This is a genomic window from Rathayibacter sp. PhB127, assembly GCF_003751665.1.
Taxonomy (GTDB): Bacteria; Actinomycetota; Actinomycetes; order Actinomycetales; family Microbacteriaceae; genus Rathayibacter; species Rathayibacter festucae.
Window position 1 is genome coordinate 381,017 of the sequence record NZ_RKHW01000003.1, and the last position, 25,350, is coordinate 406,366.

The window sequence follows — 25,350 nt, forward strand, 5'->3', positions numbered from 1 at the left end:
CTCGCGGTCGCCGTACCGCCGACCCTTTAATGGATCCCATCGTACGCAGGTTGTATCCATTCTGGCTACCGCCGGATACGCTGGCGGCATGAGCCCTTCCGCCGTTGAGCACTCCGCCGAGCAGCACTCCCCCGAGCAGCGTGCCCGCGAGCTCGGCCTCGCGATCCCCGACTACCTCGACCCGCCCTACGGCGGCCGCTACGGCGGCAGCACCCTGCGGGCGTTCCACCGCACCGGCGACCTGCTCGAGCTCAGCGGCATCACCCCGGAGTCGCGCGACGGTGCGCTGCTGCATCCGGGAGCGGTCGGCGTCGACATCACCCTCGAGCAGGCACGGGAGGCGGCCCGCTACACCGCCGTCAACGCGCTCGGCATGATCCGCGCGGCCCTCGGCTCGCTCGACGAGGTCGTCGCCCTCTCGCGGGGCCTCTGCTTCGTGCTCTGCCCGCCCGGCTTCGAGCGCCTCAACGAGGTCTCGAACGCCGCGAGCGACCTCCTCCTCGACGTCTTCGGCCCCGACGCCGGCCGCATGGGCCGCGCCTCCATCGGCGCCACCGCCCTCTCCCGCAGCGCCTGCTTCGAGCTCTGGCTCAGCCTGGAGTGCCGGCCCCGCTGACGCCCCCTCCGGCCGAGGCGTCCTCGAACGGTCGAGACGTCCAGGAGCAGCGGGACGCCTCGACGGTTCGAGGACGCCTCGGCGGCGCACTCCAGGTCCCCGCCGGGGGCCGCAGGCGGCCGCCCTAAGCTCGAGGGCGTCGGTGGTCGGTGCAGCCCAGCAGGAGGACGAGTCGTGGACGTGGTTCTCGGAGTCGACGTCGGCACGTCCAGCACGAAGGCGATCCTCGTCGGCCTCGACGGGCGGGTCGTCGCCGAGGCGGCCCGCGCGCACGTGGTCGACCGGCCGCGGCAGGGCTGGGTCGAGATGGACTCCGGCGTCTGGTGGGCCGAGTTCCGCAGCCTCGTCGCCGAGCTGACCGCCGCCGCGCCGCACGGGGTCGTCGTCGCGGTCGGCGTCAGCGGCATGGGCCCGTGCGTGCTCCTCACCGACGCGGCCGGCCACGAGCTCCGCCCCGCGATCCTCTACGGCGTCGACACCCGCAGCGTCGGGATGCTCGACGAGGTCACCGCGCTGCTCGGCGGCGAGGAGGCGATGCGCGCCCGCACCGGCTCCGGGCTCTCGGCGCAGGCCGCGGGCGTCAAGCTCGCCTGGGTCGCCCGCCACGAGCCGGAGCTCTGGCGCCGCGCCGCCCGCTTCACGATGCCGTCCTCGCGGATCGTCGAGCTGCTCACCGGCGAGTACGTGCTCGACCACCACTCCGCCAGCCAGTGCACGCCGCTCTACGACGTCGCCCGCGAGGAGTGGATCGACGAGTGGGCCGCCCTGCTCGCCCCCGGCCTCGAGCTCCCCCGCCTCGGCTGGCCCGGCGAGACCGCCGGCCGCATCACTCCCGAGGCCGCCGCCGCGACCGGGCTGCCGGCCGGCGTGCCGGTCGTCTTCGGCACCATCGACGCCTGGGCCGAGAGCCTCAGCGCCGGCCGCCGGCGACCGGGCCGGGTGTTCCTCCAGTACGGCACGACGATGTTCCTGGTCGCGCCGATGGCCGCGCCGACCCCGCTCGGCGGGATGTGGACGACGGTCGGCGCCGCCCCCGGCGAGCCGACCGCGGCCGGCGGCATGGCCACCTCGGGCGCTGTGACCGACTGGCTGCGCCGGCTGACCGGCGCCTCCTGGGCCGAGCTGCTCGACGAGGCCGCGCGGTCCGGACCGGGCGCCGGCGGGCTGCTCGTGCTGCCCTACTTCGCGGGCGAGCGCTCGCCGTTCGCCGACTCCGACGCGCGCGGCGTCATCGCCGGGCTCGGCGTCGGGTCCACCCGCGGCGACCTCTACCGCGCGGTCCTCGAGGCGACGGCCTTCGCCGTCCGGCACCACCTCGAGGTGCTCCGCGAGCACGGCGTGCGCGTCGAGGCACTCGTCGGCGCGGGCGGCGGGGTCGCCGCGGAGCTCTGGCCGCAGATCGTCAGCGACGTCTGCGGCCTGGAGCAGGTGATCCCCACGGTCTCGGTCGGCGCGGCCTACGGCTCGGCCGTGCTCGCGGCGGGCCTGGTCACCGAGGTCGATATCGAGGAGTGGAACCCCGCGGCGACGACCCTCGTGCCCGATCCGGCCGTCGCCGCGCTCTACGACGAGCTGTACGCCGACTTCCGCCGGCTCTACCCCGAGACCCGCGCCACCGTGCACCGCCTGGCGCAGCGGAGCCGCGGGGCCGCCCCCTACGCCTGAGCGTCCACGCCCTTCGGCGCGCTCCCGTCGTACCCGCAGATCGCCGCGACCTTGCCCGCCGACGCGCTCGACGGGTCGAACTCGTAGCCGAGCCACTCCCGTGCCATCCGCCGCGCCACCTCCAGCCCGACCACGCGCTGGCCCAGGCAGAGCACCTGCGCGTTGTTCGACAGCACCGACCGCTCCACCGAGTAGGAGTCGTGCGCCGTCACCGCGCGCACTCCCGGCACCTTGTTCGCCGCGATCGCGACGCCCAGGCCCGTGCCGCAGATCAGGATCGCGCGATCCGCGGACCCGTCGGCGATCATCCGCGCGGCCGTGACCGCGATGTCCGGATAGTCGGTGTGGCTCTCGGCGTCGACGCCGACGTCGGTCACCAGCGAGACGCGGTCGTCCTTCATCAGGTCGGCCTTCAGCGCCTCCTTGTAGTCGTAGCCCGCGTCGTCCGATCCGACGACGACCCGATAGGTGGTGGTCATTCCGCTCCTCCTTCTTCAGTGGCTTCCGTGGCGGCTTCCGTGGCGGCTTCCGTGGCGGCTTCCGTGGTGGCATCCGCACCCGCGCGCTCCGCGAGGACGTCGCCGACCGCGGTCAGGATCATCCCCATCGACGTCGCGCCCGCGTCCGGCGTGCCCAGGCTCTTCTCGGCCAGGGGTCGCGCGCGGCCGACCTTCGGCCGCAGGTCCGCCGTCGCCGCGGCGCGCTCGACGGCGACGCCCGCCGCCTCCCGCCACGCCTCGACCAGCGACGAGCCGCCCGCCACCCGCTCGCGCAGCACGCGCGCGAACGGCAGCAGCGCGTCGAGCATGGTCTTGTCGCCCTCGCTCGCGCGCCCGAGATCGACGATCGACTCCGCGAAGGCGTCGACCCCGGCCGCGACGTCCGCCGCCGAGTACTCATGGCGCCCGTCGGTCAGCGAGGCGCCGAGCGCCTCGAGCGCCGCACCCCAGAGCACTCCGGAGGTGCCGCCGGCCTGCTCCGCCCAGGACTGCCCGGCGCGGGACAGCAGCCAGGCACCGCCCGCGCGCTCCTCGATCCGGTCGAGGCGCCGGGTCGCCGCGCCGATGCCCTTGAGCATCCCGCGGCCGTGATCGCCGTCGCCCGCCACCGCGTCGATCCGCCCGAGGGTCTCCTCCTCGCGCTGCAGCAGCTCGTGCATCCGGGCGAGCGCCGCGCGGACCGTCCCGCCCAGCGCCACGGCCGCCTCGGTGGCGGAAGGAGCGGACTCCTCCTCGCCCGCCGCGGCGTCCTCGCCCGAGGGCGCCAGCAGCGCCGCGACCGGCGCCGCGATCCGGCGGTAGGCCGGCGTGTAGGCGTCGGCGCACCAGTAGCGCTCGAGCTCGTCGTCCAGCCACTGCAGCGTCAGCGAGACGCCGCCCATGTCGAGGCTGGTGACCAGCTCGCCGACCTCCGGCTCGACGGTCTGCAGCCCGGCCTCCTCCAGCCGGCGCGCGACGTGGCGCCAGAGCAGGAAGAGCTCCTCGTACTTCGTGGTGCCGAGCCCGTTCAGGATCGGGGCGACGCGCGTCGTGCCGCCCTCCGCCCCCGCACCCTCGGGAACGTCCGCCAGCAGCCGGTCGACGAGCAGGTCCGCCAGCTCGGCCGCGCGCAGCAGCTCGATGTCGCGGATGCCGGGCTCGCCGTGGATCCCGAGCCCGAGGCCCAGGTGCCCTTCCGGCACGCTGAACAGCGGCTCGGCGGCGCCGGGCATCGTGCAGCCCGAGAACGCGACGCCGAGCGTGCGGGTCGCCGCATTGCTCGCGTTCCCGACCCGCTCGACCTCGTCGAGGGACAGCCCCTCGGCGGCAGCCGCTCCCATCGCCTTGAACACCGGGAAGTCGCCTGCGATCCCGCGGCGCCTCCCGATCTCCTCCGCCGAGGCGACGTCGTCCGTGACGACGACGATCCGGGTGTCGATCCCCTCCTTGCGCAGCCGCTCGGCCGCGATGCCGAAGTTCATCGTGTCGCCGGCGTAGTTCCCGAAGCTGAACACCACTCCGCGGCCCTGATCGGCCGCCTTCGCCACCGAGTACGCCTGCGCGGCCGAGGGCGAGGTGAAGATGTTGCCCACCACCGCCCCGGTCGCGAGGCCCGGGCCGACCGTGCCGCTGAACGCCGGGTAGTGCCCGGAGCCGCCGCCGATGACGAGCGCCACCTGCGGCTCCGCGCCGGCGGTGCGGTGCGCGACCACTCCGCCCGGCACGCCGCGCAGGCGGTCCGCGTAGAGGGAGAGGAAGCCGGCGAGCTGGTCCTCGGCGAACTCGTCGGGGTCGTCGTAGATCGTCGTCATGCCCTTCAGCTCCGAGCGTCGGCCGCGACGACCGCCTCGGTCAGCGACGGGACGATCGAGACCTTGACCGAGCCGCCCTGGCTGTCGGCGACGAGGTCGAGCGCCTCCTGGAACTGCTCGAGCGGGAACTGGTGCGTGCAGATCTCGTCCATCGGCAGGATCCCGCTCTCGAGCAGCTTGATCGCGGCCGGCCAGCAGTTCGGGCCGAGGTGGGCGCCGAGGACGTTGAGCTCCTTGTCGTCGCTGATGATCGACCAGTCGACCGACGCGTTCGAGCCGAAGACGGAGTACTCGACGTAGGTGCCGAGCTTGCGCAGGATGTTGAGGCCCTGCGAGACCGCGGACGGGTGGCCGGTGGCCTCGATGTAGACGTCGGCGCCGTAGCCGCCGGTGAGCTCCTTGACGACGGCGACCGCGTCCTGCTTCGTGATGTTGATGACGAGGTCGGCGCCGGCCTTGGTGGCGAGCGCGAGCTTCTCGTCGCTCATGTCGAGCGCGATGACCATCTTCGGGTTCTTCTGACGGGTGCCCGCGATCGCACCGAGGCCGATCGGGCCGGCACCCGCGATGACCACGACGTCGTCGAACTGGATGCTCCCGCGCTCGACCGCGTGCATGGCGCAGGACAGCGGCTCGCTGAACGCGGCGACCTGCGGGGCGAGGTCGCGGCTGACGGGGTGGGTGAGCGCGCGGGTCGGGACCAGCACGTACTCGGCCATCGCGCCGTCGAAGCCCTTGAAGCCGAACATGTCGTGCGGTCCGCACATCCAGTAGGCGCCCATCAGGCAGTAGCGGCACTCCCAGCACGGGACGATCTGCTCGCAGGCGATGCGGTCGCCCAGCGCGACGCCGCGCTTGGCGAGCGCCGCGTCGTCGCCGGCCACGACGGTGCCGACGAACTCGTGGCCAGCGATCCGGTCGCGCTCGGCCCAGGCGGGGCGGTTCTCGTCGCCCCAGAACTTGGCGGCGCCGTGGTAGCACTTCAGGTCGCTCGCGCAGACGCCGACCGCGTCGACGCGCAGCAGCAGCTCGCCGGCGGCGGGGACCGGCACGGGCACGGTCTCGAGGCGGTAGTCCTCCGGGCCGTGCACGACGACCGCGCGCATGGACTCGGGCACGTCGGAGCCGCCGGACTGCGACGTCTGCGCGGCCGTCTGCGGGGAAGGAGTGGTGATGGTCATGGGAAGCCTCCGAGGGGTTCGCGGGGCCGCTTCGTCGCGGCCTTCCCGAACCTACCCCGTCCAGAACACTTGTCAAGAACAGAATTTCTGTTCTCGACGGCGGCTGGTCGATCCGCCGCCAATGTCGTCGCAGCCCTTGCGGAAATTCTGTGTTGAACATAATTTCTTCTCCGGAGGCGGGTTCGCCCACCTCCCGCAGCGACGGAGCCGCCCCCGGGGACGCCGTCACGAGCACCACCACGACCAGCACTCCCGACCAGCGAACGGACACCGCGATGACGCGTGCACTCCCTCCCACCACGAGCAGGCCCCCGATCGGCGCCTCCCGGAAGCGCCTGATCCTCGCCGCGGTCGTCGTGGTCGTCCTCGCCGCGATGGCGTTCAGCACCAAGGTCGTCGGCGCCGACTCCGACCTGGGCGCCGGACCCGCCGAGTTCTCGGCCGAGTCCTGGGCCGCCGAGAACTTCCCCGTCATCCAGGAGGGCATCGCCGACCGCGCGGTCGACGCCGCCACCCTCGCCACCGCGATCGCCGCCGACAGCGCGGGCGCCGCGACCGAGTACGGCGTCCCCGGCGGCACCGGCCCCGAGTTCGCCACCACCTTCACCGGCACCGTCGGGGCCGGCCAGAACGGCATCTACCCCGTGACCGTCGAGGGCGTCCCCGGCGACGTCCTGATCCGCGTGCAGACCGGCCCCGCGATCAACGGCACCGACCTCCGCGACGCCACCGGCACCGTCGAGTTCGGCCAGTTCACCAACCAGATCGACTACCAGGACGCGGCGAGCGCCCTCAACGAGCAGCTGAAGACCACCGTGCTCGGCGCGGTCGACACCACGGCGCTCGAGGGGAAGACGATCCAGGTCACCGGCGCGTTCCAGCTGATCAACCCGGCCGGCTGGCTCGTCACGCCGTCCGAGCTGGTGGTCCAGTGAGCACCGCGGAGGCCCCGGTCGCCGGCATCGGCGAGGTCGTCCTCGAGGCCGTCGACGTGGTCAAGACCTACGGCGCCACCCGCGCACTCAAGGGCGTCGGCTTCTCGGTGCACCGCGGCCAGGTCACCACGCTCTTCGGCGAGAACGGCGCCGGCAAGTCGACGCTGATGAAGATCCTGTCCGGGGTCGAGCAGCCCACCTCGGGCGAGATCGTGCTGAACGGCACCGCGGTCGCCTTCGAGGACACCGTCGACGCCCGCGAGCACGGCGTCTCGATCATCCACCAGGAGCTGAGCCTCGCCCCGAACCTCTCGGTGCGCGACAACATCTTCCTCGGCCGCGAGATCACCGGCCCCTCCGGCGTCGACTACGCCGAGGAGGCGCGCCAGGCCCGCGCGGTGCTCGAGGAGCTCGGCGAGGACATCGACCCGCTGACCCTCGTCGCCGACCTGCGGCTCGGCCAGCAGCAGCTGATCGAGATCGCCCGCGCCCTCTCCGTCGACGCGCGGATCCTGATCATGGACGAGCCGACCAGCGCGCTCAGCGCCGCCGAGGTCGAGGTGCTCTTCACCGTCATCCACGACCTCACCGCCCGCGGCGTCTCCATCGTCTACATCTCGCACCACCTGGAGGAGGCGCTGGAGATCACCGACCACGCCGTCGTCCTCCGCGACGGCTCGGTCACCGCGACCGCCGTCGCCGCCGACATCGACCTCGCCTGGGTCGTCCGCGCGATGGTCGGCGAGGGCTTCGACCTCGGCTCCCCGCCCACCGGCTACCCGTTCGGCGACGTCGCCCTCTCGGTGCGCGGCGTCAGCGTCGCGGATCCGTCGATCCCCGGCCGCGACGTGGTCGACCGCATCGACCTCGACGTCCGCGAGGGCGAGATCGTCTGCCTCTACGGGCTGATGGGCGCCGGCCGCACCGAGCTGCTCGAGGCGATCGCCGGCCGCACCGCCGTCACCGCCGGCACGATCTCGAAGAGCGGCCGCGACCTGGCCGGGATGTCGATCGCCGAGCGGATCGGCGCGGGCCTCGGCCTCGTCCCCGAGGACCGCCAGCGCGACGGCCTGGTGCAGACCATGACCGTCGGCCGGAACCTCTCGCTCGCGAGCATCGGCTCCTTCGTGAAGGGGCTGTTCCTCTCCCCCCGCCGCGAGGTCGACCTCGTCACCGACTCGATCCGCACCGTGCACGTGAAGACGGCGGGCGGCGAGGCGATGATCGGCTCGCTCTCCGGCGGCAACCAGCAGAAGGTCGTCATCGGCAAGATGCTGGCCACGCGGCCGGACGTGATCCTGCTCGACGAGCCCAGCCGCGGCATCGACATCGGCGCCAAGGCCGAGGTCTTCCGACTGCTCTCCGAGCGCGCCCGCGACGGCCTGGCCGTCGTCTACACGACCTCCGAGGTCGGCGAGTGCCTCAGCATCGCCCACCGCATCATCGTGCTGAGCCGAGGCCGGATCGCGGCCGAGTTCGGCTCGGACGTCTCCAAAGAAGACATCATGGCCGCCTCCGGTGAGGCCGTGATCTCGTGACCACTACGGAACGGAAGCCCTCAATGACCTCCACCGCGACCGGGCAGCGACGCCCCGCGCTCTTCAAGGACGGTTTCGACCTCGGCCGCCTGCTGCTGCAGGGGCGCGCGTTCTTCGCGCTGATCGCGATCATCGTCGTGTTCTCGATCCTCTCGCCCAACTACTTCACCGTCGGCAACATCCTCACGATGTCCTCGCACGTGGCGGTCTACGCGATCCTCGCGATCGGCATGCTGCTGGTCATCCTCAACGGCGGCATCGACCTCTCGGTCGGCTCGACGCTGGGCTTCTCGGGAGTGATCGCCGGCTTCCTGATGCAGGGCGTGCAGATCGGCGGGAGCACCCTCTACCCCGCGCTCTGGGTCGTGGTCGTGCTCTCCTGCGCGGCCGGCGCCCTGATCGGCCTGATCAACGGGATCCTGGTCGCCCGGTTCAAGGTCGCCCCGTTCGTCGCGACCCTCGGCATGCTCTACGTCGTCCGCGGCGTCGGGCTGCTGATGACCAACGGCCTCACCTACAACGACCTCGCGGGGCAGCCCGAGCTCGGCAACACCGGCTTCGACTGGCTCGGCTTCAACCGCCTGCTCGGCCTGCCGATCGGCGTCGTGATCATGATCGTCGTCGCGATCGTGGTCAGCCTCCTGCTCAACCGCACCGTGTTCGGCCGCTGGCTGTACGCCTCGGGCGGCAACGAGCGCGCCTCGGAGCTCTCCGGCGTTCCGGTCAAGCGGGTCAAGGTCCGCGTCTACGTGCTCTCGGGCCTGTTCGCCTCGATCGCCGGCCTCATCCTCTCCTCCGAGCTCACCAGCGCCAGCCCCACCGCCGGCAGCTCCTACGAGCTCACCGCGATCGCCGCCGTCGTCATCGGCGGCGCGGCCCTCACCGGCGGAGTCGGCACCGTCCGCGGCACGCTGCTCGGCGCGTTCGTCATCGGCTTCCTCTCCGACGGCCTCGTCATCATCGGCGTCTCGTCGTACTGGCAGACCGTCTTCACCGGCGCGGTGATCGTCTTCGCGGTCCTGCTGAACGCGGTGCAGTACCGCGGCAAGCCGCGCAAGGGCGGCGGCGGCTCCGGCCCGCGGCCCACCTCCGACGCGGGCGCTCCGGCGCCCGTCCCCCAGACATCGGGTGCTCCGGCCGCCTAGGCCGGCCTCCCGAGAGAAGACCTCGGTCGGCCACCGCCGATCGGACCACAGTGAAAGGAACAGACCAATGAACCGCAAGCTGGCAACGGTGCTCGCCGCGGGCGCGGGGCTCACCCTCGTCCTGTCCGGATGCTCCTCCGACGCGGGGACCGCGGGAGAGGCCGCCGGCACCCCCGGCGCCTCCGAGGGCGGCCTCATCTCGATCATCGTCAACGACCCGGCCAACCCCTACTGGCAGACCGAGGGCGACGTCGCGTCGGCCGAGGCCGAGGCGCTCGGCTACACGGCCAACGTGGGCGCCTCGAAGGGCGACACCAACACCGAGAGCACCCTGATCGACACCGCGATCACCAACAAGTCGGTCGCGATCATCCTCGACCCGGCCAACGCCTCCGGCTCGGTCGGCGCCGTGAAGAAGGCCGACGCGGCGGGCATCCCCGTGATCCTGGTCAACGCCGAGATCAACGAGACCGGCCTCGCGAAGGCGCAGCTCGTCTCCAACAACGCCCAGGGCGCGGCCCTCGGCGCGCAGCAGTGGGTGGCCGACGTCGGCGACACCGCGAACTATGCGGAGCTGTTCGGATCCCCCTCCGACAACAACGCGCAGACCCGCTCCAACGGCTACGCGACGGTGATCTCGCAGTACCCGGGCCTCGTCGAGGTCGCGAACCAGGTCGGCAACTGGAACCGGACCGAGGGCCACGACAAGATGCAGTCGATCCTGCAGGCCAACCCGGACGTCACCGGCGTCATCTCCGGCAACGACGAGATGGCGCTCGGCGCGATCGCGGCGCTGAAGGAGGCCGGCAAGCTCGAGCAGGTCAAGGTCGGCGGCTTCGACGGCTCGCCCGACGCGGTCGACGCCATCAAGGCCGGCGAGCTGCAGTACACCGTGCTCCAGCCCGTCGCGACCTTCGCGAAGGAGGCCGTCCAGCAGGCCGACTCCTTCATTCGCACAGGCGAGACCGGCGCCTCGGAGGAGAAGCAGGCCTTCGACTGCATCCTCATCACGAAGGACAACGTCGACAAGATGACGGCGCCCTTCACCCTCTCCGAGTAACCCGCCCGTCTCTCCCCTCTCCGCGAGATGCCACTTGCGTACGCCTTCCACGGCGTGTCGCGCTCACAAGTGGCATCTCGCGGAGGGGGAGGGGACCTGCACGACGCCGAGGAAGAGGGCACAATGACGCACGTGACTCCGCCGCCCAGCGCCCCCCGGCGCTCCGACACCGTCAGGTTCCCCCTCGACGTCGTCTACCAGGCGGCGCGGATGTACTACCTCGAGGACGCGACGCAGGTCGAGATCGCCGCGCGGCTCGACGTCTCGCGGCCGACGGTCAGCCGCCTCATCGCCGAGGCCCGGCGCCTGGGCCTCGTCCAGATCAGCGTGATCGACCCCTTCGTCGACGAGAACACCGGCCTCGCCGACGCCCTCCGCGAGGCACTCGGCCTGAACGCCGTGCACCTCGCCCCCGTGACGCACGCGGCCACCCTCGGCCGCGACCTCGCCGTCCCGGTCGCCGCCGCCCTTGCCGACATGCAGCTCGGCGTCGGCGACGCCCTGCTGATGTCGCTCGGCCGCACCGTGCACGACCTGGCCAGCTCGGGGATGCTGCCGCCGCTGCCCGGAGTGACGATCGTCCCCGCCGTCGGCGGCCAGGCCGAGCCGCAGTCCTGGTTCCAGACCAACGAGATCACCCGGATGGCCGCCGCCGCGACCGGCGCCCGCTCCAGCTTCCTCTTCGCGCAGGCCCTGCCCAGCCCGGCGATGCGCTCCGGCCTCGAGGCCGACCCCGCGTTCCTCCAGGTGATGGACCTCTGGAGCAGCGCCAAGGGCGCCCTCCTCGGCATCGGCGCCCCGACCGCCACCCGCCACGAGCTCTCCTCCGGCCTGCCCAGCGACCGGCACCTCTTCGACGAGGCCGCCGGCGACGTCTGTCTCAACTTCTTCCGCGCCGACGGCTCGGCCGTCGAGTTCCCCGGCAGCGAGCGCATGGTCCGCGTCTCCCGCGCCGACCTCGCCGCCCTCCCCCACGCGGTCGGCGTCGCCGTCGGCGTCGACAAGGCCCCGAGCATCCTCGGCGCGGTCCGCGGCTCCCTGATCAACGCGCTGGTCACCGACGCGGTGACGGCCCGCGCGGTCCTCGCCGCGGTCTGACGCCGGCCGCGGGCGGCGGTCAGGCCAGCGTCGTGGGCTGCAGCGTCACGGGGTAGGACAGCGGCGGGAGGTCGACCGCGGTCGGGCAGAAGGACGTCGAGCCGAGATCGACCTGCGTGGTGCCCGGAGCGCCGGGGACCGCGAGCACCATGACGGTCGCGGCCGTCGGCGGGCACGAGCCGGTGGTGTCGGTGAGGAACGTGAGGTAGGCGTGCCCGCCCGGCTCGACCGTGACCGGCTCCCCCGAGAACTGCTCGCCGGAACTCGCCTGGACCACGGTGTCCACCGGGGAGCCGGCGTCGTCGAGGAAGGTCACCTCCGGAGTGCCCTGCAGCACGCAGGTGCCGGTGCCCGCGTCGGTCAGCTCCACGATCACCGTCACCGTGTCCTGCACCTCGAAGGTGGACGTGGCGGCGAGCGCGCACTCCTCGGCGACCGCCGAGGGCGTGGTCGTCGCGCTCGCGGTGCCGCTCGGAACGGGGCCGGCGGACGCGGTGCCGCCGGCAGCGGTGCCGTCCGGAGCGGTGCCCTCCGGACTCGACGCCGTGCAGCCCGCGATCCCGACGGCGAGGAGGACGGCCACCCCGCCGAGAGCGCACGCACGACCGGGCTTCATCGCGGACCTCGCACGATCATCGGACGCTCCTTCGCAGCACGGCCCCGCCGGAGGCCGCTTCACCGTGCCTGCTCTCCGCGAGCCTCCTCCCAGTGTGCGGGCACGAAGGGAGGAGCGGTAGTGGCCCGCTGACGCAAAACGACAGATGGCGAATAGCGCGTCGGAAACCTACTGTGGAGGGGCGGTCGAGGAGTGGGGGCTCCGGCGACGCCGCGGGGCAGACCGACGCGGACGTCGGTGCCGAGGTGCTCTCGGCCGCATCGGGGGACTGCGGCCGGGAGCACCAGCCCTCGCCCTCGGGGATCGACCCGTGAGCCCGCTCCGCCCTACGCTTCGACGATGACACGCACTGACGCGCCGGGGCGTCCTCGCAACACGGTCGGGCTGATCGGCTTCCTGCTCGCGGTCCTCCAGACGCTGACGCAGATCCTGCTCGCCGGGGTCACCACCGCGCTACCGGTGCTCGCCTACGGCAACGGCATCGACGCGACGAGCATCGGCGCGCTGTTCACGGGCATCGCCCTCGTTCAGCTGCTCCTCGCCGCCGCCACCACCGGGCTCGGCGTCGCCGGCGTGGTCCGGCAGGGACGCCCGCGGATCCTCGCCGCGATCGCCCTGGGCGTCGGGGCGCACGGCGTCCTCGTGGGCCTGGCGACGCTGATCCTGCCCCCGCTGGTCGGACTCGTCCTGCAGTGATCGCGCCGCGGTCTCCGACGGCCGCCACGTCACCGGCCCGCCGGAGGACGACCGCCCCTCGCCGACCGCCGATCGTCCGATTCCGGACATGACCGCTAGAGGACGTTGCCTCCTCCCTCCGGACCCTGCCACTGTCGCAGAGCGACCGATGACGGTCCACGACTCGAAGGACCGGAGTTCACCGATGAGCGATTCCCTGTCGACCGATCACCCCACGAGCGAGATGACGCCCGAGGTGCTGGCGGCGTTCAGCGACGCCTGGTCCCGCCACGACCTCGAGGCGCTGATGAGCCACGTCACGGACGACTGCGTCTACGGCGCGTCCGTCGGTCCCGAGCCCGGCCGGACCTGGTCCGGGAAGGAGCAGGTCCGCGAGGGCTTCGCGCTGATGCTCGCCTTCGACACCGGCCAGGAGCGGCACGACGAGGGCGAGCCCCTCATCGCCGGCACGCGCGGCGCGGCCACCTGGTCCTTCACCGGGACCGGCCCCGACGGCGAGCCCCAGGTCACCCGCGGCTGCGACATCTACGAGTTCCGCGGCGGCAGGATCGCCCGCAAGGACGCCTTCCGGAAGGTCTACAAGGCCGACGCGCCAGCCGACTGACGATCGCAGCCCGCACGCTGCCTCATGGTGGTCGAGCAGCCCCGCAGGGGCGTATCGAGACCCGCCGCGATCAGCAGGGCGGTCTTCAGACTCCCCTTCTGACGCTGGTGGATCTACTTGGAAGAGACACCCGCACACATGCTGGTCGAGCAGCCCCGCGGGGGCGTATCGAGACCCGCCGTCGATCAGCAGGGCGTGTCTGCAGACTCCCCTTCTGACGCTGACGGATCTCGATACGCCCGCTCCGCGGGCTACTCGATCAGCACGCATTCACCCGAGCGATTACGGCGAGCCCAGGCCTGTCCCGCGACCCGAAGCACGCCCGCCACCACCTCCGGCACGTGATTCGACCTCCGGCACGCCGTTCCGCGCGAAGCCAGCGAGCCCGGGCCCGTTCCGCGAGCCCGAGCGCGCCTGCCGCCACCTCCGGCACGCGATCCGAACCCCGGCTCGCCATCCCACGCGAATCAAGCGAGCCCAGGCCCGTTCCACGAGCCCAAGCACGTCTGCCGCCACCTCCGGCACGCGATTCGACCTCCGGCACGCCGTTCCGCGCGAATCAAGCGAGCCCAGGCCCGTTCCGCGAGCCCGAGCGCGCCTGCCGCCACCTCCGGCACGTGATTCGACCTCCGGCACGCCGTTCCGCGCGAAGCCAGCGAGCCCGAGCCCGTTCCGCGAGCCCGAGCGCGCCCTCCGGCCCGCGACCCGACCTCCCGCACACCGATCCGCGAAGAATCTCGCGGCGCGGATGAACGCTCGCGGGGGCCGCGCAGTACCCCTCTTCGAGTCGCCGATCTGCGGCGACCGGAAGTCTCGAGGAGTTCATGATGAGCAGGACCTTGAAAGTCGGCATCACCGCTGTCGCCGTCGCGAGCGTGATGGCCGTCGCCCCCATGCTGGCCGGCGCGAGCACTGTCGCTCCCGCCGCCGCGACCAGCGATGCCAGCAGCGCTCTGGTCAGCGCCGCCCGCTCGGTGGCCGCCAAGCTGCGCGTCGTCGGTCTCGCCGACGAGGGCACGTCGCTCGTGCAGTTCAACCCCCTCAAGCCCGGCACGGTCTCCGGCAGCGTCGCCGTCACCGGTCTGACCGGCGGCGACACCGCGCTCATCGGCATCGACTACCGCGTCCAGGACGGCAAGCTCTACGGCGTCGGGAACACCGCGGCGAGCGCCGGCGTCTACTCCATCGACGCGACCACCGGCGTGGCCACCCCGGTCACCCGCCTCACCGTGGCGCTGAGCGGCACCGCCTTCGGCGTCGACTTCAACCCCGCCGCCAACGCCCTCCGCGTGATCAGCGACACCGGCCAGAACCTCCGCCAGCCGTTCGCGACCCCGGGTGCCGCGACCGTGGCCGACGGCGCGCTGAGCTACGCCGCGCCCGCCGTCGCGACCGGCGTCAACGGGGCCGCGTACACGAACAACGATCTCGACCCGAACACGGCGACGACCCTCTTCGTCCTCGACACGGCGCTCGACCAGATCGCGATCCAGTCCCCCGCCAACGCCGGCACGCTGGCGCCGACCGGGAAGCTCGGCGTCGACGCCGCGGGTGTCACCGGCTTCGACATCTACTCCGTCCTGCGCAACGGCGGCTCGATCGGCTCGATCGGCCTGGCCGCGGTGAACGGCTCGCTCTACGAGGTGGGCGTGCTCAACGGCACGGCCACCCGCCTCGGCACGATCGGCGCGGACGTCACCGACATCGCGATCCCGCTCGTCCAGCGCTGACCCGACCGGTCAGGAACGGCACCGACGCCGGCCGGCGCTCCGCGGGGAGTGCCGGCCGGCGTCGTGCTCGGCATCGACGTCACCGCTCCGACGGCGACGTGCGCGCCCGGAGGACGCCGAGGGCGACGAGCGCCGCAGCGAGGCCGGCCAGGACGAGCCCGGCGACGCCGACCGCGCCGGAGAGCTGCTCGGCCCCGGCCGCCGTCGCCCGGGCGCTCGTGATGCTGCCGGCGACGAGCGCGCTGAGGATCGTGCCGCCGGCGGCGATGCCGACCGCGGTCGCGAGCTCGCTCGCCGTGTCCACGAGGGCCGCGCCGACGGACGTGCGCTCGGCCGGGAGCCCGCGGAGCACGTTCGTCCCGGCGACGACGCCGACCACGCGCATCCCCGCCGCGACGAGCACGAGGGCGACCAGCACCCAGCCGTAGCCGAGGCGGCCGAGCAGCCCGAACACCGCGAGCCCGGCGACCACGGCGCCCGCGCTCATCGCGGCGGCGCGCTCGAGGCCGACGCGCGTGACGAAGGGGCCGACGAAGCGACCGCCGGCGAGGAGGACCACGACCTGCGGGAGCAGGCCGAGCGCCGCGGCGGCCGGGCTCCAGCCCCAGGCGAGCTGCAGCTGGATTGTGACCAGGTAGGAGAGCCCGCCGACGGCGAGACCGGTCGCGGCCTTGAACGCCAGTCCGCTGGAGACGAGCGGCAGGGCCACGAGGTGCAGGTCCAGCAGCGGGTGCCGGGCGCTGCGCTGGCGGAGCACGAAACCCGCTCCCGCGAGGGCCGCTGTCGCCACGACCACCCACGGCGCCCACGGCCCGGACCCGGCGCCGTCGGCGCCCACGGACCCGGTGCCCACGAACAGCGTCGGCGCGACGAGGGCGGCCGCGATCGTCACCGTGCCGAGCAGCGCGCCGACGACGTCGATCGGGTCGCGGTGCAGCTCGCCCGGGGCATCGGCCGGCACGCCCAGGCGGATGCCGATCAGCGCGAGCACCGCGATCGGCACGTTCGCCAGCAGGAGCACCTGCCACGGCGCGACCGCCAGCACGAGACCACCGGCGGTGGGGCCGATCGCGAGGCCGACGAGCCCGGCGGTCGAGACGACGGTCAGCGCCCGGACCCGGAGCTCGTCGGTCCCGAACAAGCGGAAGGCGAGCGCCATCGATCCGGGCGTCGTCATCGCCGCCGCGATCCCCATCACGGCGCGGACGGCGATGAGCTGCTCCGTCGTCGTCACGGCCGCGGTCGTCAGGCTCGCGGCGGCGAGCAGCACCAGGCCGGCGAGCATCACCCTGCGGCGTCCGAAGCGGTCGGCGATCGCGCCGAAGAGGAGCATGAGGCCGCCGAACGCGACCGAGTAGGCGCCGGTCACCCACTGCAGGCCCGCGGTCGACGCGTGCAGCTCGCGACCGAGCGTCGGCAGGGCGACGTTCAGGACCGAGTTGTCGAGCATCTCGAAGAGGAAGACGGCCGAGAGGCCGGCGAGGGCGATCCAGGCGTCGCGCAAGCGGCGGGGAGCCGTGTCTCGCGGGGCGGATCGGGGGGTGTCGAGCACCATGGGCGCACTCCTTCACAGGGAAGAAGTGGCGGATCTCTCGATGCCGCGTGCGCCTGCAGACCGGACCGGCCTGCGTTTTACCTCAGATGCGACGACCGTACACCCGGGGCGGGTCGAAGGGCGACCACCGCCGCCGAGGTGGCCGGCTCAGCGGAAGGGCAGCGCCTGCTCCCGGCTGATGAACGTGCCGCTCGCGCCCGGGCTCCGGCGGGGGTGGATCTCCTTGGAAGAGACGCCCGCAGACATGCTGGTCGAGCAGCCCCGCAGGGGGGGCGTATCGAGATCCACCGTCGCCAGTGAAGCAGGCTCCTCAGGCGCCGGACGCGTCCGCGTCAGTGCGCCGCGTCAGTGCGCCGCGTCAGTGCGCCGCGTCGTACGCGGCCTGCACGTCCGCGGGCACCCGGCCGGAGCGCGGAACCTCGTAGCCGTGCCGCCGCGCCCAGTGCCGGATCGCGGCGAGCATCTCGGGGCTCTTGCGCCCGGCGCTCGCGGCGATCGACGTCACCCGGGAGCGGGCCGGCGCCTCGGACAGCGGCCGGGCCGCGTCCACGAACGGCGCGAGCGCGCGGTGCAGGTGCCCGATGTTCGCCGCCGACAGGTCGATCTCGTACGCGTCGTCCCCGACGGAGAAGGACACCGTCCCGCCGCGCCCGGCGGCGATGGGCGCACCGGTGAGATCGTCCACGAGCACGACCTGGGAGACCACGGATCCGACGACCTTTCACGGGAGGAGCAGTGCGACCGGACGGACGCACGCGCACGTCCATGGAACCAGATGCGGGCCCACGGCGGGGCCCGGCGCGCGTCGACGAGGGGACGGCGGCCGGCGGGAGAGCCGTCGAAAGCTACTAAGAACAGTCTCCGATTAGCACCTTTAGCGGTGTCCTGTGCGATTCGCCCACGCCGCCGCCGGGTCGTCACGGCGCCCTCAGAAGCAGCGGCCGGGGCGAGCAGTGGCCGGGACGCGTGAAGTCAACTAAGTTGACTTCACTGCTCGACCACCCTGAAGGAGGACGCATGTCCACGACCGCCCCACTCACCGCCCAGAGCTCGATCGGGGAATGGCTGAACCACCCCGAAGGCTCCGCGCTCATCCGCGACGTGCTCGGCGGCGCCGCCGGCGGCTTCGACGAGGCGAAGCTGGCGCCGGTGCGCTCGCTGCCGCTGCAGCAGCTGGTCGCGCTGAGTCAGGGGCAGCTCCCGCAGAGCGTCGTCGACGATCTGGTTCTGCGGGCGAACGGCGGCGTCGTGCCCGAGGCCGTGGAGAGCACGGGCTGGCGCGAGAGCGTCACCCCCGGCCGCTTCGCGGGGAGGACCGTGATCGTGACCGGCGCGGCGTCCGGGATCGGCCGCGCCACCGCCTCCCGCATCGCCCGCGAGGGCGGCCGGGTCGTCGCCGTGGACATCTCGGCCGAGCGGCTCCAGGAGTTCGCGGCCTCGCTGCCGGACGCCGAGATCGTGCCCGTCGCCGGCGACATCACGAAGCAGGACGACATCGACGCGATCGTCGCGGCGGCCGGCGAGCGGATCGACGGCCTCGCCAACATCGCGGGGATCAACGACGACTTCTCCCCCGCCCACGAGACGTCGGACGCGGTGTGGGACCGGGTGATCGCCATCAACCTCACCGGCGGCTTCAAGCTCTCCCGAGCCGTGCTCCCCGCGATGCTCGCGGCCGCAGCCGGATCGATCGTCAACGTCGCCTCCGAGGCAGGCCTGCGCGGCAACGCGTCCGGCAACGCCTACACGGTCTCCAAGCACGGCGTCGTCGGTCTCACCAGGAGCGCCGCGTTCATGTACGCGGGCAGCGGGATCCGCGTGAACGCCGTCGCGCCCGGCGGCGTCGCCACCGGCATCCCGTTCCCGCCGAACGTCTCCGAGACCGGCAGCGCCCGGCTCGCCCCGTTCCAGAGCGCGATCCCCTCCGTCGCCTCCGCGGAGCAGCTGGCGGCGTCGATCACCTTCCTGCTCAGCGACGACGGCGTGAACATCAACGGGGCGATCCTGCCCAGCGACGGCGGCTGGTCCGTGCAGTAGTCAGGCGGACGCCGGCGTGCCGGACCGGTCCGCGGGAGTGAGCAGGCCCTGCAGCGCGTCGCCGTAGCGCTCGACGATCTGCTCGTGGTCGGTGGCGAGGAGCACCTCGTCGCCGACCACCCACATCGAGTGCAGCAGTCCGCCGACGAGCGCCGCGGCCAGGCGTGCGCGCAGGTCCGCGTCCGGCCCCGTCATGCGGGCCCGCAGCGGAGCCACGAACGCCTCCTCGTGCACGGCGTGCAGCCGGGCGCCGATCGCGGGCTCGCTCCCCCCGCGCACCAGCGCGAGGAACACGGCCTGCGTGTCGCGCTCGTCCGCGAGCAGGGAGGCGACGAAGCTGCGCCCGAAGTCCCGCAGCGGCACGTCCAGCTCCGGGCGGTCCTGGATGCTCACCTGCATCACGTCGAGGAACAGCGCCTCCTTCGACCCGAACCGGCGGACGACGACGGCGGGATCCACCTGCGCCTCCGCCGCGATCTCGCGGACGGTGACCCGCGAGTAGCCGCGCTCCCGGAACAGCCGCTCCCCCGCCGCGCGGATGCTCGCGCTGAGGGCGGCGGGAGAACGGCGAGGCACGGTGCTCGATCGTATCCGAACGGCTGCACCGGCCCTTCGGCGACGACAGCCGCTCCCGCACGACTCCCCTCGCCGGCGGAGCAGCTCGACCCTGCCGTCCCCGAAGCTTTCGACGGCGACGGCACCGCGCGATTCCGGCTGGTGGCCCGGCATCGCCGGGGCACCCCTCCCGCTCAGCCTCAGCGCGCCAGCAGCCCGAACGTCCCGATGACGACCGGCACCACCGCGACGGCCAGCAGGAGGTAGGACAGCACCAGCCCCACCGTCGACTCGCGGCGAGGACCCTCGCGTCGTCGCGCCACGTGGCCGACGACGACGCCGGCCAGCGGGAGGACGTACTGCAGCGTGGTCGCGATCCCGATCACCAGGGGATCGCCCCGCCAGACATGGGCCACCGCCAGGTATCCGATCGCGTACGACACGACGGCGAGAACACCCAGCACGAGCGACGCCCGTGTCCACCCGCGTCCGGTCCGCCGCGCGGTGCCCGTCTCCTTCATCACACTCATGCCTCCACTGTACGAACCGACCCTCGCGTTCCGTGGGCTCGGACCCGCACGAGGGCGGAGCGGAGGACGCGGACCCCTCGCCAGCGGAGAGGTCAGCGGAGCGGTCGGCGGTACGGGGTCGCGACGCGGAGCATCAGCGCTCCCGCGACGGCGAGGAAGGCGGCGCCGATCAGCCCGAAGCCCGGCGGGTCGTCCGCCGAGGTGTGACCGCCGTTGACCATCGGGGCGAAGACGGAGTCGATCAGCGCACTCGACGCCAGCACCGCGACCAACGCGAGGCCCGCGGTGCCGAGACGCCTCCCCGCCGCGACGGAGGCGGCGATGACGGCGAGCGCGAGCAGCACCTCCACGAACCACACCCAGTACGGCAGGAGCCACGCCGGCGAGGGCGCCTCGTACTGCAGGAAGTCGCACGCCGCGCTCTCGAACCCCTCGGACCAGCAGGGCGCCCAGAAGCTCGCCGCGCCGATCCCCTGCACCGCCGCATGGGTCATCAGCAGGACACCGACCGCCACCGCGAGCACGGCCAGCAGGATCGACCGCCGCCTCTCGGACCGGACGGGCACGGTCCTCGTCATCGCCACGGTCGGGAGAGTAGAGCCGCCGGGTGAACAGCGGGCGGATCCCCCTCCACCGGACGGCGAGATCGGGCACTTCCGGCCTTGACTCTGACGCGCCGTCAACCATTACCGTCGCCTTCATCCACCCGGACGTTCCGGGAGGCGGAGAGGGAGGACTCGGTGGAGCAGGAGTGGTCCGCGCACGAGGTGGCGCGGCTGGCCGGCACGACCAGCCGGACGCTGCGGCACTACGGCGCCGAGGGGCTGCTGCCGCCGAGCCGGCTGGGCGCGAACGGGTACCGCTACTACGACGCGGCCGCGCTGGTGACGCTGCAGCGGATCCTGCTGCTGCGCGACCTCGGTGTCGGGCTGTCCGAGATCGGGCGGATCCTGCGCCGCGACACCGAGCCGGCGGTCGCCCTCGAGCGGCACCTCGACGTGCTGCGGGAGGAGCGCCGGCGGCTCGAGCGCCGCATCCGCGCGGTCGCCGGGACCGTCTCGGCGATGAGAGAAGGGAACGGGCCGATGGCCGAGGAGATGTTCGACGGGTTCGACCACGCGGAGCATCGCGAGGAGGTGGAGCGCCGCTGGGGCGCGCCGGCCTACGCCGACGGCGACCGCTGGTGGCGCTCGATGACCGCGGAGGAGCGGGAGCAGTGGCTCCGGCGGCAGGCGGACCTCGCCGGCGCCTGGACCGCCGCGGCGGCGAGCGGCGCGGACCCGGCCGGCGAGGAGGCGCTCGCGCTCGCCGAGCGGCAGCGCGCATGGCTCGCCGACGTGCCGGGCACACCCCGCGACGCGTCCGGCGCCCCGAGCGACGAGTACCTGCTCGGCCTCGGCGAGATGTACGTCGCCGACGAGCGCTTCGCCGCGCACTACGGCGGGGCGACCGGCGCCCGCTTCGTCCGCGACGCGCTGCGGGCGCTGGTCGAGCGGGGCTGACCCGACGGCGCTCCCGGCGGCGCACCTCCGGCTCGTGGAATCCCCTCCGGCTCGTCGTTCCAGGCGTTTTGAGCGAGCCCGAGCGCATTACACGAGCCGGAGCGCACCCGCCCACTACCTCGGGCACGCGATCCGCCCTCTGGCACGTCGTTCCGCGCGAATCCCACGAGCCCGAGCGCACTCCACGAGCCGAAGCACAACCGCCACCACCTCGGGCACGCGATCCGCCCTCCGGCACGTCGATCCGACCGAATCCCACGAGCCCGAGCGCACTCCACGAGCCGAAGCACAACCGCCACCACCTCGGGCACGCGATCCGCCCTCCGGCACGTCGATCCGACCGAATCCCACGAGCCCGAGCGCACTCCACGAGCCGAAGCACAACCGCCACCACCTCGGGCACGCGATCCGCCCTCCGGCACGTCGATCCGACCGAATCCCACGAGCCCGAGCGCACTCCACGAGCCGAAGCACAACCGCCACCACCTCGGGCACGCGATCCGCCCTCCGGCACGTCGTTCCGCGCATTTCCAGCGAGCCCGAGCGCAATTCACGAGCCGGAGTACGCCCCCACAGGGGACCTGCGGACCTGCACTCTCCGCAACGGGTCCTCGATGCGCGCCACGGCCTTGGCAGGACGACGGCTGCCGAGTTGGATGGCAGAATGCTGACTCTCCTCCCGCCGATCTCGGAGCCGTGGACGGTCACGGGTCTGGGCCGCACCGACGACGGTCCGCTCGACGAGGTGCTGATCGCCGTCGACCGGGGAACGGCGGAGCACCGCTTCACGATCCGCACGATGCGGCGCACCGGCACCCGGCTGGGACCTCGGGGCTCCGTCCACGGGACGGTGACTGACTCGGTCGCGACCGCGAGCCTGGCCGTCGGCTCCCTGCTCCTGGACGTGCTGCCCACCGACCTGCCGACGCACGAGGCGCGCGCCGCGATGAGGGCGACGGAGGATCGAGCGCAGGCTCTCGCCCGCGACCGGGACGCCTGGGACGTCACCGCGCTCCCCCTCGACGGCGTCGACTACGCCCTGTTCACCCGCAGCATCCCCGAGGGGAGCGTCGCCCACGCCGACCTCGGCTGGGCCACGGTCGCGATGTGGAGCCGCGGCCCTCTCCACGAGGGCCCCTTCCGGCTGGCGGACGTCGAGCCGGGCGACGACCTCGGCGAGCACTGACGCGGCCGATCCCCGTTCGGGACGGCGCGGCGCTACTGTTCCGGCATGATCTCCCCCGAGCACTTCCTGGCGTTCGCGCTCGCGTCGGTGGCCCTGATCGTGATCCCCGGGCCGAGCGTCCTCTTCACGATCAGCCGGTCGATCGCCTACGGCCGCCGGGCAGGGGTGCTGAGTCTGCTCGGGAACGCGCTCGGCATCATGCCGGCCATCCTCGCCGTGGCCTTCGGGGTGGGCGCCGTCGTCGCAGCCTCGGTCGTCGCCTTCACCGTCCTCAAGCTCGCAGGAGCCGTGTACCTGGTGTGGCTCGGCGTGCAGGCGATCCGCCACCGCCACGCGCGCGCCGGCACGGCCGCCACCGCCCCGGCGTCGTCGTGGACCCTCCTGCGCCAGGGCTTCGTCGTCGGCCTGACGAACCCCAAGACGGTCGCCTTCTTCGTCGCAGTCCTCCCCCAGTTCGTGGACCCGGCCGCCGGCCCCGTCTGGGCGCAGCTGCTGCTGCTCGGCTTCACCTTCCAGGCCCTCGCGCTGATCTGCGACAGCGTCTGGGCCCTGGCCGCGGGCACCGCGCGCTCGTGGTTCGCGTCGTCCCCGAAGCGGATGTCGACCCTCACCGGCACCGGCGGCGTGATGATGATCGGCCTCGGCGGCACGCTCGCGCTGACCGGCTCGAAGAGCTGACCCGCTCCATACCCCGACCGAGAGGGACACCCACCCCGCCCGCCCCGCTGAACACTCTCACTGGCAACGTCCGAGGCGCCGCTTTCGTCTCACCGGGATGCGACAGCCCTCGGGCGGCTCCGGACGGAGTCGTAGGGTTCCCGCCATGGAGCAGCCCCCTTCTCACGACCGCCCGGTGGATCCGCATCGAGCCCAGCTCGACGCATGATGGACCGACTACCTGCGCACCCGAGCGCCGGCCGCCGACCACAGCGACTGGATGCTGGACGCGATGGGCGGATACCGCGACGAGATCGTGCACTTCGGCGGGCAGCTCCTCAACGACGTCGCGATCCGGGAGTGGAACGAAGCACGCGCGCGCCGTGCGTACGACCGGTACCGGGCGGCCGCGGACGACTACGACCAGGACCCCGCCGCCTGGGAGGCCGAGTTCTGGCGACGGGTCCGAGCCCGATGACTCCTCCTCGTCACCCGATGCGACGTCCCCCTTCTCATCGCGGAAAGAGGAAGGCTCTGCGCATCGTGGCGTCGATCGTCGCGCTCGGCGTCGGGCTGTGGGTGCTCGCGGACTACGCCGAGGTGTGGTCCGCGGCGACCCCGGCCGCCTCCGCACCCGCCGTCGACCCGACGTTCTCACCGAACGGCGCGACCTACCGCCACGGCTACTGGGGCCCCATCGAGGATCCGACGACGGCGCTGCCGATCCAGTGGCGGGACGACGGCCGCTCGTTCGTGATCACCACGGGAGGGAGCGGGCAGTGCCTGAACGAGCCGGTCCTGCTGGAGGTACTCGCTCCGGACCGCTTGCGCGTCGAGATGAGGCTGCAGTCGGATCCGGAGGGGATCGGCTGCAGAGAGAGCCTCGTCCTCGCGAGCTACGTCATCGACACGCCGGCCGGGATCGACCCGGCGCGGACCGTCGAGTTCGAGCGGACGAGCGCCGACCGGGCCGGCACGTCGAGCCTCCACCTCGACCCGCTCCCCCCAGGCGCGTGGCGCGCGATCCCATCGCGGTCCGCGAGTCCGAGGTCGTAGGCGGCGCCCGGGGGAGGGGGCGAGGCCGGGCCCGACCCCGACCCGCGGAATCCAGGCGACGCAACCGGTCTGTGGCGGGTCATGAGACCGGAGGGCGGATTCCACCTCTCGAGCGGCGCGTGCGCGCGATCGCCCGAGAGTCGGACGAGACGGGGGCCGGGTCTCACGATCGCCCCCAGCTTCCCGCACGGCCGAGATCGTGTCCAGAGGTACCACCCGACGGCATCGCCGGCGCGGCAGACCGGCGCCTAGGCTCGCGGAATGGCAAGGCGGAGGATGTGGGAGCGCGCGCAGGCGCTGCTCCTCGCCCGGCCGTGGACGCTGGCCGTGCTCAGCAGCGTGTTCGTGGCGATGATCGTCGTGCTCGCCGCGGACGTGGGCTGGGACCCGGCCGCGGTCGTCGGCGGGGGCCGCCGGCACGCTCCGCTGTGGCTGGTGGCGGGGATCGGGCTGCCGTTCTTCGGCACCGGAGTCGTCGTGGGCGTCGTCAAGCAGATCGGTCTCGTCCGGCGGCGGCGGCGCGCGCCCGTGTCGCCGAGCGCGGACGTCGAGCGGCTGCGCCGGGACGGACCCGGCTGGCTGAGCCGCCGGGAGGACGAGCCGCGTGAGCCGGAGGAGTCCGCGGTCGTCCCGCCGGAAGCGGTCGGCCGGCGCGCAGGGCGAGCAGCCCGACGGAGAGGGCCGTCGTGAGCAGTAGGCGGCCGGCGCCTGATCGCGCAGCCCGCGGAGCGGGCACATCATGCAGACCGAGTAGCCCGCGGAGCGGTCACTGCATGCTGATCGAGGAGCCCGCCTCGCGGGCGTATCGAGATCCACGTCGCCAGCACCTCGGTGGAGGCGCGGCTGCTCACGCCGGGTCTCCTAGGAAAGATCACCTCATAGGTATGGAAAAACCATGCTGATCGAGTAGCCCGCGCAGCGGGCGTATCGAGATCCATCACCGTCTGCACCTGAGTCTGCAGACCCGCCCTGCTGGTGACGGCGGGTCTCGATACGCCCCTGGCGGGGCTACTCGACATTGAGAATGGTGGTGTGGCGCGGGAGGGTGTCTGACCTTCTACTCGACGGACCGCCTCGCGGGGTGTGTCCACTGCTGGA

General features: G+C 72.9%; 26 protein-coding genes. 17 read left to right on the forward strand and 9 right to left on the reverse strand.

Annotated features, from left to right (window positions below):
• Positions 1-88 precede the first annotated feature (88 nt).
• Both EDF22_RS20940 and EDF22_RS16375 read left to right on the forward strand, forming a co-directional pair.
• Entirely contained in the window at positions 89-616 is a 528-nt protein-coding gene (locus EDF22_RS20940; RefSeq protein ID WP_185039017.1) for a RidA family protein, read from the forward strand.
• 174 nt (positions 617-790) lie between these two features.
• Positions 791-2,281: an FGGY-family carbohydrate kinase gene (locus EDF22_RS16375; protein ID WP_123705913.1), complete on the forward strand. Its 1,491-nt coding sequence runs from the start codon at positions 791-793 to the stop codon at positions 2,279-2,281.
• Here EDF22_RS16375 and EDF22_RS16380 read toward each other — a convergent pair.
• The 3 genes from EDF22_RS16380 to EDF22_RS16390 are packed head-to-tail and all read right to left on the reverse strand — an operon-like array spanning position 2,272 to position 5,752.
• Positions 2,272-2,760, reverse strand: coding sequence for a ribose-5-phosphate isomerase (locus tag EDF22_RS16380; RefSeq protein ID WP_123705914.1), 489 nt, complete (start codon positions 2,758-2,760; stop codon positions 2,272-2,274). The genes EDF22_RS16375 and EDF22_RS16380 overlap by 10 nt on opposite strands.
• The gene (locus EDF22_RS16385; RefSeq protein WP_123705915.1) at positions 2,757-4,571 is read right to left on the reverse strand and encodes a dihydroxyacetone kinase family protein; all 1,815 of its coding nucleotides are present in this window, start codon (positions 4,569-4,571) and stop codon (positions 2,757-2,759) included. The genes EDF22_RS16380 and EDF22_RS16385 overlap by 4 nt, the downstream gene beginning before the upstream one ends.
• Before the next feature lie 5 nt (positions 4,572-4,576).
• The gene (locus tag EDF22_RS16390; protein WP_123705916.1) at positions 4,577-5,752 is read right to left on the reverse strand and encodes a zinc-binding dehydrogenase; all 1,176 of its coding nucleotides are present in this window, start codon (positions 5,750-5,752) and stop codon (positions 4,577-4,579) included.
• Between the two features lie 275 nt (positions 5,753-6,027).
• Here EDF22_RS16390 and EDF22_RS16395 point away from each other — a divergent pair, with 275 nt between their 5' ends.
• The 5 genes from EDF22_RS16395 (at position 6,028) to EDF22_RS16415 (ending at position 11,528) form a co-directional block, all read left to right on the forward strand.
• On the forward strand, positions 6,028-6,687 hold the full coding sequence (locus EDF22_RS16395; protein ID WP_123705917.1) for a DUF2291 family protein: 660 nt from the start codon (positions 6,028-6,030) through the stop codon (positions 6,685-6,687).
• The gene (locus tag EDF22_RS16400) at positions 6,684-8,225 is read left to right on the forward strand and encodes a sugar ABC transporter ATP-binding protein (RefSeq protein ID WP_123705918.1); all 1,542 of its coding nucleotides are present in this window, start codon (positions 6,684-6,686) and stop codon (positions 8,223-8,225) included. Before EDF22_RS16395 ends, EDF22_RS16400 begins: the two co-directional genes overlap by 4 nt.
• A 23-nt stretch (positions 8,226-8,248) precedes the next feature.
• Positions 8,249-9,370: an ABC transporter permease gene (locus tag EDF22_RS16405; RefSeq protein ID WP_123705919.1), complete on the forward strand. Its 1,122-nt coding sequence runs from the start codon at positions 8,249-8,251 to the stop codon at positions 9,368-9,370.
• A 67-nt stretch (positions 9,371-9,437) separates the two neighbouring features.
• Entirely contained in the window at positions 9,438-10,430 is a 993-nt protein-coding gene (locus EDF22_RS16410; RefSeq protein WP_123447404.1) for a D-ribose ABC transporter substrate-binding protein, read from the forward strand.
• Between the two features lie 132 nt (positions 10,431-10,562).
• Positions 10,563-11,528 (forward strand): sugar-binding transcriptional regulator, encoded by a 966-nt coding sequence (locus tag EDF22_RS16415; protein ID WP_208110619.1) that lies wholly within the window; start codon positions 10,563-10,565, stop codon positions 11,526-11,528.
• 19 nt (positions 11,529-11,547) lie between these two features.
• Here EDF22_RS16415 and EDF22_RS16420 read toward each other — a convergent pair whose 3' ends face one another.
• A complete protein-coding gene (locus tag EDF22_RS16420; RefSeq protein WP_123705920.1) occupies positions 11,548-12,144 on the reverse strand; it encodes a DUF4232 domain-containing protein in 597 nt (198 codons plus the stop codon).
• A gap of 339 nt (positions 12,145-12,483) precedes the next feature.
• On the opposite strand from EDF22_RS16420, the gene EDF22_RS16425 reads away from it, so the two are divergent.
• The 3 genes from EDF22_RS16425 (at position 12,484) to EDF22_RS16435 (ending at position 15,174) form a co-directional block, all read left to right on the forward strand.
• Positions 12,484-12,840 (forward strand): hypothetical protein, encoded by a 357-nt coding sequence (locus EDF22_RS16425; protein WP_123705921.1) that lies wholly within the window; start codon positions 12,484-12,486, stop codon positions 12,838-12,840.
• A gap of 184 nt (positions 12,841-13,024) precedes the next feature.
• Positions 13,025-13,444: a nuclear transport factor 2 family protein gene (locus EDF22_RS16430; RefSeq protein ID WP_185039020.1), complete on the forward strand. Its 420-nt coding sequence runs from the start codon at positions 13,025-13,027 to the stop codon at positions 13,442-13,444.
• 827 nt (positions 13,445-14,271) lie between these two features.
• A complete protein-coding gene (locus EDF22_RS16435) occupies positions 14,272-15,174 on the forward strand; it encodes a DUF4394 domain-containing protein (RefSeq protein WP_221180956.1) in 903 nt (300 codons plus the stop codon).
• Between the two features lie 79 nt (positions 15,175-15,253).
• On the opposite strand, the gene EDF22_RS16440 is transcribed toward EDF22_RS16435, so the two are convergent.
• Entirely contained in the window at positions 15,254-16,729 is a 1,476-nt protein-coding gene (locus EDF22_RS16440) for an MFS transporter (protein WP_123705923.1), read from the reverse strand.
• Positions 16,730-17,087: 358 nt separating this feature from the next.
• Positions 17,088-17,435, reverse strand: a complete 348-nt coding sequence (locus tag EDF22_RS16445; protein ID WP_123447396.1) for an Lsr2 family protein — start codon at positions 17,433-17,435, stop codon at positions 17,088-17,090.
• A 311-nt stretch (positions 17,436-17,746) separates the two neighbouring features.
• On the opposite strand from EDF22_RS16445, the gene EDF22_RS16450 reads away from it, so the two are divergent.
• Positions 17,747-18,766, forward strand: coding sequence for an SDR family NAD(P)-dependent oxidoreductase (locus EDF22_RS16450; protein WP_123705924.1), 1,020 nt, complete (start codon positions 17,747-17,749; stop codon positions 18,764-18,766).
• On the opposite strand, the gene EDF22_RS16455 is transcribed toward EDF22_RS16450, so the two are convergent.
• The 3 genes from EDF22_RS16455 to EDF22_RS16465 all read right to left on the reverse strand — a co-directional run bounded on the left by EDF22_RS16455 (position 18,767) and on the right by EDF22_RS16465 (position 20,435).
• Positions 18,767-19,342: a TetR/AcrR family transcriptional regulator gene (locus EDF22_RS16455; protein WP_221180957.1), complete on the reverse strand. Its 576-nt coding sequence runs from the start codon at positions 19,340-19,342 to the stop codon at positions 18,767-18,769. It abuts the gene before it with no gap.
• A 179-nt stretch (positions 19,343-19,521) separates the two neighbouring features.
• Positions 19,522-19,851: a hypothetical protein gene (locus EDF22_RS16460; protein WP_148059216.1), complete on the reverse strand. Its 330-nt coding sequence runs from the start codon at positions 19,849-19,851 to the stop codon at positions 19,522-19,524.
• A 92-nt stretch (positions 19,852-19,943) separates the two neighbouring features.
• Positions 19,944-20,435, reverse strand: coding sequence for a hypothetical protein (locus EDF22_RS16465; protein ID WP_148059217.1), 492 nt, complete (start codon positions 20,433-20,435; stop codon positions 19,944-19,946).
• 156 nt (positions 20,436-20,591) lie between these two features.
• Between EDF22_RS16465 and EDF22_RS16470 the strand changes: the two genes are divergently transcribed.
• From EDF22_RS16470 to EDF22_RS16495, 6 genes are all read left to right on the forward strand, one after another.
• Positions 20,592-21,353 carry a MerR family transcriptional regulator gene (locus EDF22_RS16470; protein ID WP_123705928.1) on the forward strand — a complete coding sequence of 254 codons (762 nt, stop codon included), beginning with the start codon at positions 20,592-20,594 and terminating at the stop codon, positions 21,351-21,353.
• Between the two features lie 664 nt (positions 21,354-22,017).
• Positions 22,018-22,539, forward strand: coding sequence for a hypothetical protein (locus EDF22_RS16475; RefSeq protein WP_123705929.1), 522 nt, complete (start codon positions 22,018-22,020; stop codon positions 22,537-22,539).
• A 45-nt stretch (positions 22,540-22,584) separates the two neighbouring features.
• Positions 22,585-23,217: a LysE family translocator gene (locus tag EDF22_RS16480; RefSeq protein WP_123705930.1), complete on the forward strand. Its 633-nt coding sequence runs from the start codon at positions 22,585-22,587 to the stop codon at positions 23,215-23,217.
• Positions 23,218-23,488: 271 nt separating this feature from the next.
• Positions 23,489-23,674, forward strand: a complete 186-nt coding sequence (locus EDF22_RS16485; protein ID WP_123705931.1) for a hypothetical protein — start codon at positions 23,489-23,491, stop codon at positions 23,672-23,674.
• Positions 23,675-23,739: 65 nt separating this feature from the next.
• Entirely contained in the window at positions 23,740-24,252 is a 513-nt protein-coding gene (locus EDF22_RS16490) for a hypothetical protein (RefSeq protein WP_123705932.1), read from the forward strand.
• Positions 24,253-24,513: 261 nt separating this feature from the next.
• Positions 24,514-24,942, forward strand: coding sequence for a hypothetical protein (locus EDF22_RS16495; protein WP_148059218.1), 429 nt, complete (start codon positions 24,514-24,516; stop codon positions 24,940-24,942).
• The last annotated feature ends 408 nt before the right edge of the window (positions 24,943-25,350 follow it).